The organism is Streptomyces thermodiastaticus, assembly GCF_014656135.1.
GTDB lineage: Bacteria > Actinomycetota > Actinomycetes > Streptomycetales > Streptomycetaceae > Streptomyces > Streptomyces thermodiastaticus.
The window spans coordinates 133,677-150,326 of the sequence record NZ_BNBV01000002.1 but is presented as its reverse complement, the minus strand read 5'-3'; the positions used below and the strand labels follow the sequence as shown (position 1 = coordinate 150,326).

The 16,650-nt window shown below is 72.7% G+C and carries 14 protein-coding genes and 1 pseudogene; 8 read left to right on the top strand and 7 right to left on the bottom strand.

The annotated features are described in order from the left end of the window. Position 1: 1 nt before the first annotated feature. The 4 genes and pseudogenes from uraH to IE286_RS02650 form a co-directional block, all read left to right on the top strand. Positions 2-403 carry a hydroxyisourate hydrolase gene (gene uraH, locus IE286_RS02665; RefSeq protein WP_189795109.1) on the top strand — a complete coding sequence of 134 codons (402 nt, stop codon included), beginning with the start codon at positions 2-4 and terminating at the stop codon, positions 401-403. A gap of 8 nt (positions 404-411) precedes the next feature. Then, entirely contained in the window at positions 412-1,332 is a 921-nt protein-coding gene (gene pucL / locus IE286_RS02660) for a factor-independent urate hydroxylase (protein ID WP_189794927.1), read from the top strand. 100 nt (positions 1,333-1,432) lie between these two features. Further along, positions 1,433-2,818: an 8-oxoguanine deaminase gene (locus IE286_RS02655; protein ID WP_189794926.1), complete on the top strand. Its 1,386-nt coding sequence runs from the start codon at positions 1,433-1,435 to the stop codon at positions 2,816-2,818. A 105-nt stretch (positions 2,819-2,923) separates the two neighbouring features. Further along, positions 2,924-3,240: pseudogene (locus IE286_RS02650) on the top strand (solute carrier family 23 protein); the annotation flags it as partial. 70 nt (positions 3,241-3,310) lie between these two features. Here the strand turns inward: IE286_RS02650 and IE286_RS02645 are convergent. The 3 genes from IE286_RS02645 to IE286_RS02635 form a co-directional block, all read right to left on the bottom strand. Further along, positions 3,311-3,937 carry a hypothetical protein gene (locus tag IE286_RS02645; RefSeq protein ID WP_189794925.1) on the bottom strand — a complete coding sequence of 209 codons (627 nt, stop codon included), beginning with the start codon at positions 3,935-3,937 and terminating at the stop codon, positions 3,311-3,313. Positions 3,938-4,059: 122 nt separating this feature from the next. After that, entirely contained in the window at positions 4,060-4,659 is a 600-nt protein-coding gene (locus IE286_RS02640; RefSeq protein ID WP_189794924.1) for a histidine phosphatase family protein, read from the bottom strand. Positions 4,660-4,763: 104 nt separating this feature from the next. Further along, entirely contained in the window at positions 4,764-5,972 is a 1,209-nt protein-coding gene (locus IE286_RS02635) for a pyridoxal phosphate-dependent aminotransferase (protein WP_189794923.1), read from the bottom strand. A gap of 82 nt (positions 5,973-6,054) precedes the next feature. Between IE286_RS02635 and IE286_RS02630 the strand changes: the two genes are divergently transcribed. Continuing rightward, entirely contained in the window at positions 6,055-6,696 is a 642-nt protein-coding gene (locus IE286_RS02630; protein ID WP_189794922.1) for a winged helix-turn-helix transcriptional regulator, read from the top strand. A 61-nt stretch (positions 6,697-6,757) separates the two neighbouring features. On the opposite strand, the gene IE286_RS02625 is transcribed toward IE286_RS02630, so the two are convergent. The 3 genes from IE286_RS02625 to IE286_RS02615 are packed head-to-tail and all read right to left on the bottom strand — an operon-like array spanning position 6,758 to position 10,371. Continuing rightward, positions 6,758-7,552: a hypothetical protein gene (locus tag IE286_RS02625; protein ID WP_189794921.1), complete on the bottom strand. Its 795-nt coding sequence runs from the start codon at positions 7,550-7,552 to the stop codon at positions 6,758-6,760. After that, positions 7,552-8,820, bottom strand: a complete 1,269-nt coding sequence (locus IE286_RS02620; protein WP_189794920.1) for a VWA domain-containing protein — start codon at positions 8,818-8,820, stop codon at positions 7,552-7,554. Before IE286_RS02620 ends, IE286_RS02625 begins: the two co-directional genes overlap by 1 nt. A gap of 9 nt (positions 8,821-8,829) precedes the next feature. Then, positions 8,830-10,371 (bottom strand): IucA/IucC family protein, encoded by a 1,542-nt coding sequence (locus IE286_RS02615; protein WP_189794919.1) that lies wholly within the window; start codon positions 10,369-10,371, stop codon positions 8,830-8,832. 135 nt (positions 10,372-10,506) lie between these two features. Here IE286_RS02615 and IE286_RS02610 point away from each other — a divergent pair, with 135 nt between their 5' ends. Beyond that, on the top strand, positions 10,507-11,991 hold the full coding sequence (locus IE286_RS02610; protein WP_189795108.1) for an IucA/IucC family protein: 1,485 nt from the start codon (positions 10,507-10,509) through the stop codon (positions 11,989-11,991). Between the two features lie 879 nt (positions 11,992-12,870). Here the strand turns inward: IE286_RS02610 and IE286_RS02605 are convergent. Next, positions 12,871-13,488, bottom strand: coding sequence for a TetR/AcrR family transcriptional regulator (locus IE286_RS02605; RefSeq protein ID WP_189794918.1), 618 nt, complete (start codon positions 13,486-13,488; stop codon positions 12,871-12,873). 133 nt (positions 13,489-13,621) lie between these two features. Here IE286_RS02605 and IE286_RS02600 point away from each other — a divergent pair, with 133 nt between their 5' ends. Continuing rightward, positions 13,622-14,050 (top strand): ester cyclase, encoded by a 429-nt coding sequence (locus IE286_RS02600; protein ID WP_189794917.1) that lies wholly within the window; start codon positions 13,622-13,624, stop codon positions 14,048-14,050. Positions 14,051-15,261: 1,211 nt separating this feature from the next. Further along, positions 15,262-16,272 (top strand): DMT family transporter, encoded by a 1,011-nt coding sequence (locus IE286_RS02595; protein WP_189794916.1) that lies wholly within the window; start codon positions 15,262-15,264, stop codon positions 16,270-16,272. Positions 16,273-16,650 lie beyond the last annotated feature (378 nt).

The following is a 16,650-nucleotide window of genomic DNA, read 5'->3' as shown; positions in this document are numbered from 1 at the left end:
CATGAGCACCGAGACCGCCGCCTCCGTGTCCACACATGTCCTGGACACCGGTACCGGCCGGCCCGCCGCAGGTGTCCCCGTCCGGCTCTCCGCCCGCTCCGGACGTACCGGCGGCTGGCAGGAGCTGGGCGGATCCGCCACCGACGCCGACGGACGGTGCCGGGACCTGCCGGCGCTGCCGGAGGGCACCACCCACGCGCGGCTCGTGTTCGACACCGAGACGTACGCCGCCACGGCCCGTGCGGCGGCCCGGCGGGACGCGCCCGCGCTCCCGGACGGCGAGAGCGGCAGCCCCGTGTTCTTCCCCGAGGTCGCCGTGGCCTTCGCGGTGGTGCCCGGCGAGCACTGCCACGTACCGCTGCTGCTCTCCCCGTTCGGCTACTCCGTGTACCGAGGGAGCTGACCGACACCATGACCCGATGCGTCCTGGGACAGAACCAGTACGGAAAGGCCGAGAACCGCGTCGTCAAGATCACACGTGACGGCGACACCCACCACATCAAGGACCTGAACGTCTCCGTCGCCCTGTCCGGCGACATGGAAGAGGTGCACCGCAGCGGTTCCAACGCGAACGTCCTGCCCACCGACACCACCAAGAACACGGTGTACGCCTTCGCCGCACGGTTCGGCATCGACAGCGCCGAGGACTTCGGCATCCGGCTCGCCCGCCACTTCGTGGACGACACCGCACCGATCCACCGGGCCCGCATCCGCATCGAGGAGTACGCCTGGGACCGGATCGGCACCTTGGGCGGCGGCACCCCCGCCACCGGTCACTCCTTCGTCCGCACGGGCCAGGAGACCCGGCGCGCACAGATCACCTACGACGGCCAGAGCGTCCAGGTCCTGTCCGGTCTCAAGGACCTGACGGTGCTGAACTCCACCGGCTCCGAGTTCTGCGGCTTCCTGAAGGACGAGTACACCACCCTGGAGGAGGATTGTGACCGCATCCTCGCCACCACCGTCTCCACCTGGTGGCGGCACACCTGGGACGGCACCGGCGCGCCCGCCCCCGACTGGGACCGCTCCTACCGGAGTGTGCGCACGCACGCGCTGCGGGCGTTCGCCGAGACCTACTCGTACTCGCTGCAGCAGACCCTCTTCGCGATGGGCGTCCGGGTGCTGGAGTCCTGCGACGGGATCGACGAGATCCGTTTCTCGATGCCCAACCAGCACCACGTCCGCTCGGACCTGTCGCCCTTCGGCATCGCCAACGACGCCGCCGACGGCGCCGTGTACCACGCCGCCGACCGGCCCTACGGCCTGATCGAGGCCACCGTGCTGCGCGACGGCGCCGACCAGCTCATCCCGGCCGACCTGACCAACCTCTGACGCGGACCACCTGCCCGGCCGGTCACGCCGAAGGAAGCACCGTGGCACGGCCTGCGCGGGGTCCCGTCCCCGGCCGCCACCGGACGGACAAGGGAGCGCCATGGCAGCACCGGAAACCCAGCGCATCGTCATCGACAACTGTGCGATCGCGACCGTGGACGCCGACGACACCGAGCACGCCTGCGGCCATCTCGTCATCGCCGGCGGCAGGATCGAGTCCGTGGGCGCCGGCCCGGCACCCGCGGGCCTCGGCGATGTGGTCCGCCGGATCGACGCACGCGGTCATCTGGCCACACCCGGCCTGGTCAACACCCATCACCACTTCTACCAGTGGCTCACCCGGGGCCTGGCCACCGATCACCACCTGTTCGACTGGCTGGTCGCGCTGTATCCGCTGTGGGCGCGCATCGACGAGCGGATGTGCTACCGCGCGGCGCAGGGATCGCTGGCGGTGCTGGCCAAGGGCGGCGTCACCACCACGATGGACCACCACTACGTCTATCCGCGCGGCTGCGGCGACCTGTCCGGCGCGATCGTCAGGGCCGCCCGGGAGACGGGCCTGCGCTTCACGCTCGCCCGCGGCTCGATGGACCGGAGCGAGAAGGACGGCGGCCTGCCCCCGGACTTCGCCGTGGAGAGTCTGGACGGCGCCCTCGCCGCCACCGAGGAGACCATCACCGCGCACCACGACGCCTCCTTCGACGCCATGATCCAGGTGGCCGTCGCCCCCTGCTCCCCGTTCTCCGTCTCCACCGGACTGCTGCGCGAAAGCGCGGAGCTGGCCCGCCGGCTCGGTGTGCGGCTGCACACCCACGGCTCGGAGACCGCGGAGGAGGAGAAGTACTGCCAGCAATTGTTCGGGATGCGCCCCACTGACTACTTCGCGTCCACCGGGTGGCTCGGCGACGACGTCTGGATGGCGCACTGCGTGCACATGTCCGACGCCGACATCGCGGCGTTCGCACGCACCGGCACGGGGGTCGCGCACTGCCCGTCCTCCAACGCCCGGCTGGCCGCGGGCATCGCGCGGGTCCCCGACCTGCTCAAGGCAGGCGTCCCGGTCGGCCTCGGCGTGGACGGCACCGCCTCCAACGAGTCCGGCGAACTGCACACCGAGCTGCGCAACGCCCTGCTCGTCAACCGCCTCGGCGCCCACCGTGCGAAGGCGCTGAACGCCCGTCAGGTGCTGCGGATGGCCACGTACGACGGCGCCCGGGTCCTCGGGCGGGCCGGGCAGATCGGCTCGCTGGAGCCGGGCAAACTGGCCGATGTCGTGCTGTGGCGGATGGACACCCTCGCCCACGCCTGTATCGCCGACCCGGTGACCGCACTGGTCTTCGGGGCCGCTGCCCCGGTCACCGCCTCCTTCGTGGGCGGCCGGCAGATCGTCGAGGACGGCCGGCTGCTCACCGTCGACGAGGACGCCGTCGCCCGCGCCACCCGCGAGGAGGCCCGGCGTCTGGCCCGGATCACCGCCGAGGGCTGATCCACTCACCGCCGTGGACCGATCCGCGAGCGGACCCGACGGCGTGCCGACCAACGGGAGGAGTTGCTGTGGCCGCCCACCCCGTGGACGCGAGACCTCCCGCGCTCACCCTCCGAGTCCACCGCGGACATGCCGGCCCTCGGCGAGATCGTCGGACGTCCGGCGGACGAGCGGACCGTGACGGCGGGGCTGCGCGCGGACACGCTCTCTGGTGCTGATGGGGCTGTGCCCGGTGGCGTTTTCCCCGGATCGCCGTCGTGCCGCGCCCGGTGCTCGGCGGCGCCGGGATGGTCCTGTTCGGCTCGGTCGCCGCCGGCGGCATCCGGACCCTGGCCGGGGCCGGACTCGGCCACGGCGAGAACGCCACGATCGTCGCCGTCTCCCTCGCCGCCGGGATGATCCCGGTGACCGCGCCGGAGTTCGCTCGCTCATGCCTCTCCCTCCGGCTTCCACGCACTGCCCACCGATCCTGGCACGCGACCTCGCACACGCTCACACGCGCCGTGGGGACGCCAGCACATACCTGACCCGGGTCCGTGGCTCGGTGTACTCCCCGGCCTGCCATCCGGCCCGCTCCAGCGTGTCCGCCCACGCCCGCAGCGCCGCCGGCGGCCCGTACACCGCGACCGCCTCCGGCTGCCCGGTCGCCCGCACCCGGTAGCCGTCGCCGTCCGGCCCGGCCGGGTGGTGCCCCGCCGCCTCCAGGGCCAGCGCCGCGGCCCGCACCAGATGCGACCGCTCCCATGCGCAGGGCCGGCCGGCCGCCCCGTCCGGGTTGGTCATCCGGCGCAGCTCCAGCAGCCCCTGCCAGGCGCCGCGCACCTCCCGCGCACGTACCGCCTCGTCCTGAGGGAGCTCCTCCGCATCGCCGATGCGCGCGGTGAACACGCCGGGCTCGGGCAGCGCGGGGGCCGGATCCGGCGGCGCCGTGGGCTCCTGCGCGCGTATCCGGTGCCCGGCCGGGGTCAGGAAGTGGTCGTGCGGCGGGCGCGGATGCCGGAACGCCAGGCCCCGCTTCACCAGCGCGGCGAGCTGCGCCGGCGTTCCGCGCAGCCGCCCGGTCACCGGGTCGGCGGCGTCGATCAGACGTCGTTGCGCGGCGGTCGGCGGTCGGGTCACGGCGTGCTCCTTCCGGCGGTCGCCGGCGACGCCGGCACCTGGAACGTGTCCGCGCACGTCCCGTCCGCCGCCCCGGCGTACGGACGACACGACGTCACGGACATGGCCTGCTGCAACGCAGGCTACGCCGGGGGTCTGACATTCCACTGAGCGATCACCGGCCGGCCGTGCTCGGTGCCCAGCCGGCACAGCGTCCCGGTGCCCAGCTGGAACAGCGCACCGGACGACGCCGGCAACCCCAGCCACCGGGCGGTGAGCACCCGCAGGAAGTGCCCGTGCGACACCAGCACCACCACCTCCTCCTCGCCGGCGCCCGCCGCCTCGGCCGTGGCCAGCATCCGGTCGGCGCGCTCCCCGACCTGCTCCGGGCTCTCCCCGGGACGGTCCGCCGGCCCCGGCACCACCCCGTCGGTGAAGAGAAACCAGTGCGGCCGCTCCCGCAGGATCTGCGCAGTGGTCACGCCCTCGTAGCCGCCGTAGTCCCATTCCTGCAGGTCCCAGTCGGTCCGCACGCCGGTCAGCCCGATCAGCTCGGCGGTCTCCTGCGCCCGCTGCCGGGGACTGGCGAACGCCGCCGCCACCCGCAGCTGCCGCAGCACGGGCGCAAGCCGTCGCGCCTCCTCGCGGCCGTGCTCGGTCAGCGGCACGTCCGTCCGGCCGGTGTGCCGCCCGGACCGCGACCACTCGGTCTCCCCGTGCCGGACGAGAATGAGATCAGCCATGCCGCACAGGCTAGGGCCGGCCTCCGCCGCCCCGCGGGATCAGCGCGCGAGCGCCAGGCGGTGCCGGGCCGGACCCCGGCGGCGGACACACCGGTTGCCGCCGGCTACTGCCGGTACCCGCTCAGGAACCGCCCGATCCGGCCGATCGCCGCCTCCAGCACGTCCGCGTGCGGCAGGGTGAGGATGCGGAAGTGGTCGGGTTCCGGCCAGTTGAAGCCGGTGCCCTGGACGACCTGGATCTTCTCGCGCAGCAGCAGGTCGAGCACGAACTTCTCGTCGTCGTGGATCCGGTGGACCTCGGGGTCCAGACGGGCGAAGGCGTACAGGGCGCCCTTGGGTTTGACGCAGGACACGCCGGGGATCTCGTTCAGCTTCCGCCAGGCGACGTCGCGCTGTTCGCGCAGCCGGCCGCCGGGCGCGGTCAGCTCACGGATGGACTGGCGGCCGCCGAGCGCGGCCTGGACGGCGTACTGCGCGGGCGCGTTGGGGCACAGGCGCATGGAGGCCAGCATGGTCAGGCCCTCCAGGTAGTCGCGCGCGTGCTGCTTGGGGCCGGTCACCACCAGCCAGCCGGAGCGGAAACCGGCCACGCGGTACGTCTTCGACAGGCCGCAGAAGGTGAGGACGACCAGATCCGGGGCGAGCGCGGCGGCCGAGTGGTGCACGGCGTCGTCGTAGACGATCTGGTCGTAGATCTCGTCGGCGAACACCATCAGGTTGTGCCGGCGGGCGAGATCGAGGATGCCCTCCAGGATCTCCTTGGGATAGACGGCGCCGGTCGGGTTGTTCGGGTTGATGATCACGACGGCCTTGGTGCGGTCGGTGATCTTCGCGGCCATGTCGGCCAGGTCCGGGTTCCAGTCCGCCTGCTCGTCGCACCGGTAGTGGACCGCCTTGCCGCCCGCGAGGGTGGTCACCGCCGTCCACAGCGGGTAGTCGGGGGCGGGGATCAGGATCTCGTCGCCGTCCTCCACCAGGGCCTGCACCGCCATCGACACCAGCTCCGAGACGCCGTTGCCGAGGTAGATGTCGTCGACGCCGACGTCCAGGCCGAGGGTCTGGTAGCGCTGGGCGACCGCCCGGCGGGCGGAGAGGATGCCGCGCGCGTCGGTGTAGCCGTGGGCCTGCGGCAGCATCCGGATCATGTCCTGGACGATCTGCTCGGGCGCCTCGAAGCCGAACAGCGCCGGGTTGCCCGTGTTCAGGCGGAGCACGCTGTGGCCCGCCTCCTCCAGCGCGTTGGCGTGCTCGATCACCGGGCCGCGGATCTCGTAACAGACCCCGTTGAGCTTGTTCGACTGCCGGAACTCCATGCGCCCCTCCCGGAGAGTTGTGTTGCTTGGTTTTACCAAGTGGACGCTTGGAAAGTCCAACAACGTGTCTAGACTGCGTCGCATGTCACCTCGCCGAAGCTACGACCAGTACTGCTCCGCCGCCCGCGCGCTCGACCTGGTGGGCGACCGCTGGACCCTGCTGATCGTCCGTGAACTGCTGGCCGGGCCCCGCCGTTACACGGATCTGCACGCCGACCTGCCGGGCGTGAGCACCGACGTCCTCGCCTCCCGGCTGAGGGACATGGAACGGGACCGACTGGCCACCCGGCGCAGGCTGCCGCCGCCCGGTGCCGCCTACGTCTACGAACTGACCGCGCGGGGAAGGGCGTTGCTGCCGGTGCTGCAGGCGCTGGGGGAGTGGGGGCAGGCGGAGCTGGGCGAGCCGCGGCCCACGGACGCGGTGCGGGCGCACTGGTTCGCGCTGCCGCTGCTGCGCGCGCTGCGCGGTGCCCAGGGCGCGGGCCTGGTCGAAGTGTGCGTCGAGGCAGGCGTGTTCCATCTGTACGTCGGCGCCGGCGAGGACGCACCCGCCTACGGGGACGGACCGGCGCCCGCCGAACCCGACGCCCGGCTGGTGCTCGATGCCGCCGCCTGCACGGCACTGGCCCGCGGGGAGACGGACCTGGCGGCGGCGCTGCGGCAGGGCGGTGCGACCGTCAGCGGGGACAGCGCCCTGGCCAAGGCCCTGCGGGACGCCGCATGACGGAAGGCCCGCACCCTGGCCGGGTACGGGCCTTCCGTTCCTCCTGCTGTCCGAGTCGGCGTCAGACGCCCGGCGGCGCCTGCGAGGGCCGCCCCGAACCCCGGGTCAGGGCATAGCCGCCGATGCCCGCGAGCGCGGCCAGGATCGCGCCGATCCCCGTCCACACCCAGCGGTCCGACCACCAGCCCGACGACCAGCCGTCGTCCGGCTCGATGTCCGACAGCACCGCGCCGCGGTCGTCGTCGTCCTTCTTCGAGGTGACGGCGATCCCCGGCACCAGGGGCTCGGCCAGCGAACCGTCCACGGCCGCCGCACCGCCGATGTCCTTGGAGTCCACCCGCACCTCGGCGTCGACCGGGAGACCCAGGTCGGCGTCGCCGAGCGAGACGACGGTGAGCCGGATGTAGTACGTGCCGGGCAGCGGGTCGTTCGCCCACGGTTCCGACCAGGCGCGGACCGTGCGCAGCACACACGTCAGGTCCACGGAGGCCGCCCCCGTGCCCACGGTGCGCGTCTGGGCACCCCACTGGCAGGCCTGGCGGCGCCGCAGGCCGTCGTAGACGTCCACCTGCCAGGTCTGCGTGGTGTGCTGCTCCGGCAGCTTCACCGTCGCGTGCACGGTGGGGCGCTGCCCGGCGTCGGCCGGGAACGACCAGTAGAAGTAGTCGCCGGTGGAGCCGTTAGCGGTGGCCCGCCGCCCCTGCTCGATCTGAGTGGCGGTACGGAACGACGTGCCCGCCTGGGCGGGCACCGAGCTGTCACCGGACGGGCTCGCGGTGGGGGTGTCCGCGGCAGCGGGTGCGGCCGACAGCCCCAGCATCAGCAGGGCGGCGCCCAACGCTCGTATCGCACGCATCAGTTCGTCCTCCACACAGCGATCCGCCAGCGCGACAGCCAGCCCCACACCAGTCCGGCCAGGAAACCGACCACCACGAGCACGCCGAGCAGCCACCAGCCCCTGCCCAGCCCGAAGGCCGCGACGTCCGAGGCCTGGTCCGGGCCGTCCACCACGTCGACGGTCAGCTCCAGCGGCAGGCCCGGCGTGGTCTTGACCCCGGGGGCCGCCGCGAAGGAGTTGGTGACCTGCAGGCACACCATCTCCGGGGAGGCGTTGTCGTCGTCGCTCTCCGGCCGCGGGTAGCGCAGACCCGTGGAGATCATGTCGGTGCGGCCGGTGCCGGCCGCCTCACCGCGCACGATCTCCCGGCCGTGCACGGTCACCGCCCGCAGCAGCACGCCGTAGTCCGGCCGCACCGCCCGGTCGTCGGCCACGCTCACCGAGGCGCGCAGCTCCTGCCCGGGCTCGACCTGCACCCGGTACCAGCGCTGCTGCCCGAACTCCTCACGGTCGGTGTACAGGCCGGACTGCAGCTCGGGCGCCTTGCCGCACTCGGTGGCGCCCTGCGTGGCCACCGGTGTCACCACCGGGTCGGCGGCCCGGTCGACCAACTGGCCCACCCGGTCGGTCAGTTCCTTCTTGTGCCGCACGGAGGTGTAGGTGCCGCCGGTCGCGTCCGCGATGCAGCTGAGCTGGTCGCGGGTCTTCGCGTCCGGCACCAGGCCGAGGGTGTCGATGGTCAGGCCGATGCCCTGGGCCGCGATCTCGCGGGCCACCTCGCACGGGTCCAGGGGCTGGCAGGTGTCCTCGCCGTCACTGATCAGCACGATACGGCGGGTGCCGTCGCCGCCCTTCAGGTCGGCGGCCGCCTTCTGCAGCGCCGGCCCGATCGGGGTCCAGCCGGTCGGCACCAGCGTGGCCACCGCCGTCTTGGCCTCGGTGCGGTCCAACGGGCCCACCGGATACAGCAGTTCGGTGTCCTTGCAGCCGGTGAGCCGGTCGTTGCCCGGGTAGTTGGCGCCGAGGGTGCGGATGCCGAGCCGGACCTCCTTCGGCGTGGCGTCCAGCACCTCGTTGAACGCCTGCTTGGCCGCGGCCATCCGCGACCCGCCGTCGATGTCCCGCGTGCGCATGGAACCGCTGACGTCCAGGACCAGCTCGACCTTCGGGGCGGCCTTGCCGTCCGGTTCCTCGTCGGCGACCGCACCGGCAGGGAAGGCCAACCCGGCCGTCAGGGCGGCGAGCAGAGCACAGACTCCCGCCGCCAGCCGTTGTCTTGTGATCATCGGCGGATCTTATTGATCGGCGGGGTCCGGCATCAAAACGAGCTGATCGGCAGTCAGCGGATGCGGCAAGCGGGTCCATCGATCACCCGGCCTGTCCGGCGACAGCCGCATGAGCGTCAGTGCCTTGGCGGGAATCGAGGTCTGACGCAGCGCCAGACAATCGCCGTCGTCGGGCAGTTCCCGCAGAACCGGCTCCAGCGCTGCGGCCAGTGCGGGCGCCGAACCGGCCGTGCTCGCCAGGGCGCCCGCCACCAGCGAACCGAACAGCTTCCGCCGCAACGCCACCGGGTCGTCCGTCAGATTGCGGGCGGGCAGGTCCGGCACCGGGATGCCGTGCCGGGCCAGCCGGGCGGGGCTGACCCGGACGTCGGCGACGTCCCGGTACACCAGCCGCCGCGGCGTCCCCGCCTCGGACAGCACGACCAGCAGGTTCTGCCCGTGCGCCTCCAGGGCCACACCCAGCTGAAGCATCCGCAGCCCGGCCGTCAGGGCGAGCCGGGTGAACGCCGTGAGCCAGCCGGGCGAGCGGGGCAGCCCGGTCCTGGCGAGGGCGGCCACCGGCAGGACCTGCTCGCCGGGTTCCGCGCAGACACGCGGCGACTCGCGCCACAGTGCGGCGAGGTCGGGACAGTGGGCCGTGACCGCGCCGAGGGTGCGGGTGATGTGCAGCAGTCCGTCGGTGCGAGCCGCCAGCTCGGCCATGAACGCCGACAGGGTCTGCGACGCCGCCACCGAGCCGACCGAGATGTCCCGCACCGACGACGTCAGCCGGGCCGACAGCGCCGTCTTGACGTGCGGGCCGCCGTCCGGCAGGGCCAGCGTGCGCAGCGACATCAGCGGATGCGCGGGCAGCACACCGGCCGTCGCGGGACGCGCGAGCACATGCCCGGCCTGCCACGGATGCACCGGCACCAGCAACCGCTCCCCGTCGCGCAGGTGTTCTGGCCACTGACCGGTCACCAGGCACTCCCGGGCCGGCACCGGCAGCAGACCCAGCCGGACCACGGGCCGGTGCTCCGGGCCGTACGCCAGCTGCTCGGCCACCGAGAACCCGGGCCGGGAACGGCAGGCGGGGTGGTAGGGGTGCCCGTCGACCACCCGCTGCTCCCACTCCCAGTCGGTCGCCGGCGCCCGACCGGCGTCCCCGGCCGGCTGGTCCGCCCGGGACAGCGCCAGGGAGGCGACGCAGTGCGCCAGTTCCGCGGCGAACGCGTCGCCGTGCGGCACGGACAGCGCGGCGGTCAGCCGCGCCGGGTCGTCGTACGCCGTGCCGTCGAGCCACACCTCGGTGACACCGGCGGACGTGGCGTACGGGTCCGAGGGCGGCCCCGACAGGGTGCGGCCGTCGCCGAGTCGCAGCACCAGGCCGTCGCGGACCCGTTCCCGTGCGGTGATGAACGGCAGCGGTTCATGGACCAGCGCCCGCCACAGCCGGGTCAGCACCGACGCCCGCGCACCGGGCAGCTCGGCCGCGTAGCGTGGGAGAAGACCAGGACGCACGGCCGCCAGCTCCTCGCCGACGGCCGCCTCGGCGGTCCGGGGACGGTGCACGGTCGGCCTCCTCCCTGCGACTCGGGCGTCATGGCGACGCCCCCCGGGTAGACATACTGATCGCTCTCGCACCGCGGGCGCACCCCGGTGCAGCGGTGCGCATCCGAGGCCGACGAAGGGGAACGCGTGGACCTGATGCCGCCCGGCGACGACGTCGCGGAGCGCGCCGACGCGTACGCCGCCGCGCCCTTGCTGAACTGCCTGATCCGCGAGGTCGCGGAGGCCCTGCCGGACCCGGAGGGCCACCGCGTCTACCGGCTGCCCGGACTCGGCCGGCTGCTGCGCGTGCACGGCGGGCGGCGCCCGGAGCGGCCGGAGGTGCTCACCGCGGGCCGCTGGCGGCGCATCGGCCATACGGAACTGGTCAAACTCGTGGCCGAGGAGATGCGCCGGCACACGGGTCTGTCCAACGACGAACTGCCCGCCGAGATGCTCGACAGCCGCGACGCGGTGGCCGCGCTGCTCACCGCACGCGAGAGGGCGGCACCCCCGGACGACCCCTATCTGCGCTCCGAGCAGTCGCTGCTCACCGGCCACCCCTGCCACCCCGCTCCCAAGGCACGCGGCGGCGGACCGGTCGCCTCCTGGCTGCCCTACGCCCCCGAGGCGCACGCCCGTTTTCCGCTGACGCTGCTCGGGGTGCGCGCGGACCTGGTGGTGGAGGAGGGCGACACCTCCGCGCTCGACACGCTCGGCGAGGCACCGCCCGGCTACCGGCTGCTGCCCGCCCACCCCTGGCAGCTGGACCTGGTGGGCCGCGACCTGGCCGGCCCCTTCGCCGACGGGCGTCTTGTCCGCCTGGGCACCACCTCCTTCGAGGTGTGGCCCACGGCCGCGATCCGCACCGTGCACGCGCCCGGCCACGACCTGTTCCTCAAGTTCAGCCTGGATGTGCGCATCACCAACGACATCCGGCGGCTGTGGCGGCACGACCTGCTCCGGCTGCGCCGCACCGACGCGGCGGTGACCCGTGCCTTCGCCGCGCTCGGCGGCCCGGCGGCCTGGCTCAGCGACCGCGGCTACCGCACGGCGTCCTTCGCCTTCGAGGAACTCGCCGTCGTCGTCCGCGACGGGCTCGCCCGGCATGTGCTGCCCGGCGCGACCCCGCTGCTGGCCGCCGCCCTGGCCGAGACGGGCGACGGCCACCCGCTGGATTGCGCCCCCGACGCCGCCGGCTGGTGGGCGGCCTACCTGCGGCAGGTGGTGCCGCCGGTGCTGGGCGCCTTCGCCCGCCACGGCGTCGTCCTGGAGGCCCATCTGCAGAACTCGCTGGTCGCGGTGGACGCCGCGGGCCGGCCCGTGCAGGCGCTGTTCCGGGACGCGGAGGGCGTCAAACTGCTCCCGGACGTGACCCGCGCGGCCGGCTGGGAACGGCTGGTGTACTGCCTGGTCGTCAACCACCTCGGCGAGATCGCCGCCGCCCTGGCCGAACGCCGCCCCGGACTCGACCCGTGGTCCGCGGTCCGCCGCGAACTCGCCCGCCACGACCTGCCGGAGATCCCCGCCCTGCTCACCGCACCGACCCTGCCCGGCAAGACCAACCTGCTGCTGCGCTGGACCGGCGCGGACGGCGCCGACGTCCGCTACCGCCCGCTGCCGAACCCGCTGGCGAGGAGCTGAGGAGAAGGCGCCGGGCGGAGCACCGGCCGGGCGGGCGGGTGAGCCGCCGGCCGTCACAGGCAGCGAACGCCGGTCAGCTCTTCCGCCGCCGCCCACAGCCGCCTGCCGACGACCGGATCCGCCGCCTCCCGGCTCATCCGTGCCTCGCCGACCCGGCCGCGTGTCTCCCGGAAGGTACAAGACCTGCCCTCCTCGCGTAGCACACCATCGGTTCCCCACGACCCGAAAGCCGTGGCGCGGCCCGACGCGGCCGTCGCTGTTCTCCTGGGGGACGACCGCACCCGTACGTGTCTCGCCGCCGAGGCGTACCGGCCACGTGCCGCACGGGTGCCCGGACGCACCCCGGGGACACGATCGACGGCTCCGCCCGGTGACCCGCCCCTGTCCGACGAGGATGTTCCAGCCATGACACCGTCCAGTGGTGCGCCGTGCGCCGCAGGCGCCGGGCCGGCCGCACGTGTTGTACGCCCACCTCCGTCTGCTGGTGACGGCGGCCCTGTTCGGACGCCTGGCCGGCCCTCGCCTCCCCGGCCGTGAGACCGACCGCCGTCGCCTGCGTCTTCTCCTGCCGGGGTCTTTGCGGTGCCGGTCCGTCGACGGCCACGATGCTGATGTTCACCGTGCCCGTGTCCAAAGTGAGCTCGTCCGTCCTCTTTCCGGGCGAGTCCTTCACTCCCGTCCAGGACATCGGCACGGTCGCCCTTCGGGGCGGTCGTCGCTGTGACGGACGGGCGCCTGCCGCGGGTGCGCCGCCGGTCCGCTGCCGTTCCGGCGCCGGCGGCCGCGGCCCCGGCGGACGACCGCTGGCCGATCGCCGGGCCGGCCGGGAGGGGTGCGCGTCGGGCCGGGTCGGCAAGGGACGTTCGTGCGGGACGTTCGTCAGGACGACGGAGAGCCGGCCGGAACCCGGTCGTCAGCCGGGACGCCGAGCAGATCCAGGGCGCCCTGGATCGCGTGGTCGAAGGGCTCGGTGGACTGCTCCGCCCGGGCCAGCGCGTAGCCGCCCTGGATGACGGCGGCCAGGGCGGCGGCGGTCTGCTCCGGCCGCAGCCGCGCGTCCAGCTCGCCCGCCGCCTGCGCCTCGGCGATGGCCTCGGCCAGGCAGCGGTTCAGCACGGCGAAGGTCTCCCGGACGGGGGCGCGCAGCTCGTCGTCGGCGACGATCTCCGGGTCGCCCGCCAGCCGGCCCATGCTGCATCCGCGCAGCACGTCGCGCTGCAGCAGCAGATACGCGACGATCCGCTGCAGCCCGGTGCCCTCACCCGAGAACACCTTGCGCACCTGGTCCTGCATCAGCTCGGCGCTGCGGCGCTCGGCGGCCAGCACGAGATCGGCCTTGCCGCGGAAGTGGTGGTACATGCTGCCCTGGCCCACGCCGGAACGGCGCAGGATGGCCGTGGGGCTGGTGCCCACGTAGCCGCGGTCCCACAGCAGCTGGCGGGTGCCTTCGATCAGGCGGTCCTTGGCGTCGGAGGAGCGTTCCACACCCCAGACCATACATACGAGTATGTCGGTCGGCAACGTTCGCGCATACATACTTGTATGTATGGTGTACCTGGTGCCGGTGCGGGACCGGCCGTATCCGAATTGGTCGTGACAGAAGCGGCCGTATCCGGTCAGAGAGGACGACATGGCGTACAAGAACTCCGTCGAGATCGTGGAGGCGTTCTGGGACCAGGTGTGGAACGCCCACGACCCGGAGAAGGCCGACGACTTCGTCGTCGAGGACTTCGTCATCACCAACGCCGGTGAGCGGATCGAGGGCCGGGAGAACTTCAAGGCCTGGATCAAGGCCTTCCTGGACCAGGTGCACGACCTCAGGCTGGAGTCGGTCGAGACCTTCCAGAACGAGGACGGCAGCCGGGTCGCCTCCCGCTGGCGGGTGCACGGGCGCAACAACGGCGTGATGGGTACCGAACCCGACGGGCGGCCGATCTCCTTCACCGGCACCGCCGTCTGGGCGGTGCGCGAGGACGGCAAGCTGGTGCACAACTGGGTGGAGCGCGCGAGCTTCGAGCTGTACCAGCGCCTGACCGGTGCCGTGACCGGAAACGACTGACCGGAGACGAGCGACCGGCTCCCCGGGCGGCGTGGCCGTCGGCCAGGAGCGTCGCGCCCGCGCGGCGGTGGGGGGCTGTCCGCTCTTGGCCCGGGGGCGCCGCCACTCCGGGTCGCGGAGCTTTTCGGCCGACGGGCGGGGTGCGGTATTTATCCGGGTCGACGCGCGCCTGGAAGGGAGACGGGGAGTCGTTGCCTGCGCGGCGGTGTGTCCGTGGAACTCCATCACGGGCGCGGACACGACGTGCCCCTCGGCCCCCGAGGCGACGGTTCTCATTCGGTGAGCGAGTGTGAACGCAAGGCCCGGGAGAAACCGGAGCGGTTGTCATTCGTGTACGAGGACCGGCGATCGGGCCACGAGGGTGTCCGGCCGGCCGGCGAGGACCACCGACGAGACAGTCGATGCGCTGGCCGCCCGGGTCGCCCGGACGGCGTTGCTGCCCTCACCGCCGGGTTGCTGTCCTGACCGCCGGGCACGGGTGGCGAAGTCCGCGCTACGGCGGACGGTCACGGCGCCGGCGGGGCGCGGGCCAGGCCGATGGAGGGCCTGGCCCGCGTCTTGTCCGGGGACGGGGAACGCGTCGGGGCACCGCGCGGGCGGCGACGCCGCGCGGTCACGGCGCCGGGACGGTCTGCCGGCGCCGTCGTCTCCGTATGGACGCAGGGACGTGAGGTCCGCCCTGGAAGAACAGGGATCCCCGGTCACCACCCAGGACGCGGAGCAGCGCGTCAGGACGGCCACCCGCAAAGTACGTACAAGACGCGCTGTCCGGGGTGGGACATCATCAGGCGAATGCAAGACCTGAATGCCCCCGTGCGTTCCGACGCGAAGACCGCTGTTCTCCTTCGGGAGAACGTGCGGGCCAGGCAGCACCTCGATGTGACCGCGTCCCGGTCGGTGGATTCAGCTCGGTGCTTCCCGGGACCGCGGACGAACCGTACGAGGGTTCCGAGAACATCGCGCATCCGCCGACGTTCCGGCAGCCCGAGCGGTTGCCGACAAGGAGAGCCGCTTCGACGGCTGATGCACACGCGGTCTGGCGTGGTGTCCCGCGATCCGGTGTCGCTTCGGCCGGCTCGATCTCGTCGGTGTCGGTATGTACGGGCTCCAGAACGCCGCGCACAGAACGCTGACGGGCGCCACTTCGTACCGCGCGGCACGAGCAGCGACGGCGCCGGCGACCTTCGACCTCCGACGAGGATGTTCCAGTCATGAAACCATCACATGAGGCATCGCAGGCCCAGGGGCAGCCGAGCCTGAGCCACGCTCATGTCTACCTGCTGATCACGATGTTCTTCTTCGGGACGGCTTTCACCAGTTCCAAAGTCGTCGTCGAGCAGATGCCCCACCAAGTGGCAGCGGCGTTCCGATTCGGTGGCGGAGCGGTCATTCTGCTCGTCATACTCGCGATCACACGTCGCGCCTCGGGGGAACACACACCCTTCTCGTGGCGTGAGGTCGTCCTCGCGGGATCCGTCGGTCTCGTCGGCGTCTTCGGCTACAACTTGTTCTTCTTCTGGGGGCTCTCGCTCGCACCGTCGGTCGACGGGACGATCCTGGTGCCGGTCCTCAGCCCGGTACTGACGGTCACCATACTGCTGCTGACGCGTCAGGAGACGGCGTCGGTGTCACGGCTCGTCGGTCTGGCTCTGGGACTGGTCGGTGCCGCGGTCTTCTTCGTCGGCGCCGACGACGGCACCGGCCTCAGCGGAAGCCGGCTCACCGGTGACTTCGTCTACCTCATCGGATCGGGCTGCTGGGCCGTGTACAGCATCGCCTCCAAGAAGCTGCTCGGCGGAATGAACCATCTGCGGGCGACCACGTACGGTACGTGTGTCGGCGCCTTGGCCCTGGTGCTTCTCGCCGCCCCGTCCGCATCGTCCGTCCAGTGGGGCGATGTGTCCGGGAGCATCTGGCTCAACATCGCGTACCTGGCGGTGGGGCCGACCGCCATCGCCTACATCTTCTACTACCGGGGCCTGGACAGCGTCAGTCCGTCGACGGCCACGATGCTGATGTTCACCGTGCCCGTGTTCGGAGTGAGCTCGTCCGTCCTCTTCCTGGGCGAGTCCTTCACTCCCGTCCAGGACATCGGCACGGCCGTGCTTCTGGTCGGCGCGATCTTCGCAGTGTCGGGCGGGCGCTTCCTGCGACGCCGTCAGCCGGCCGCCGCCCCCGCCGAGACGACGGCGGCGGACGACCGCACTGCGGTGTCCCGCTGACCCTGAGCTGACCTTTATGGTCGCGCGTCGAGACGGCACGGTCTCGACGCGCGATCCTGCGCAAGGTGCCGTCCCCCGCGAGCTCGGGAGGGACGCGGTGTGCCCCCCCGCATGGAGCCGGGAGGCACACCGCGCGGTCGCCGGTCAGTCGATGGGCAAGCCGGTCGTGACGGCCACGTGCCCGGCTATCTCCTCGTGCTGCTCGCCGACCGTGAGCGTGCCGGTGGGCTCGGTCATCATGATCTCGCCGGGCCGTCGGTCGTGGGCTTGTGCTCCACACCGCGGGGCACCACGAACACCGAGCCCTGAGGCGGCAGTACGACCGGCCTTTCGCCTTCTTCGTCCCGCAGCCAGATGGTCGCGGGGCAGCGGCACCGG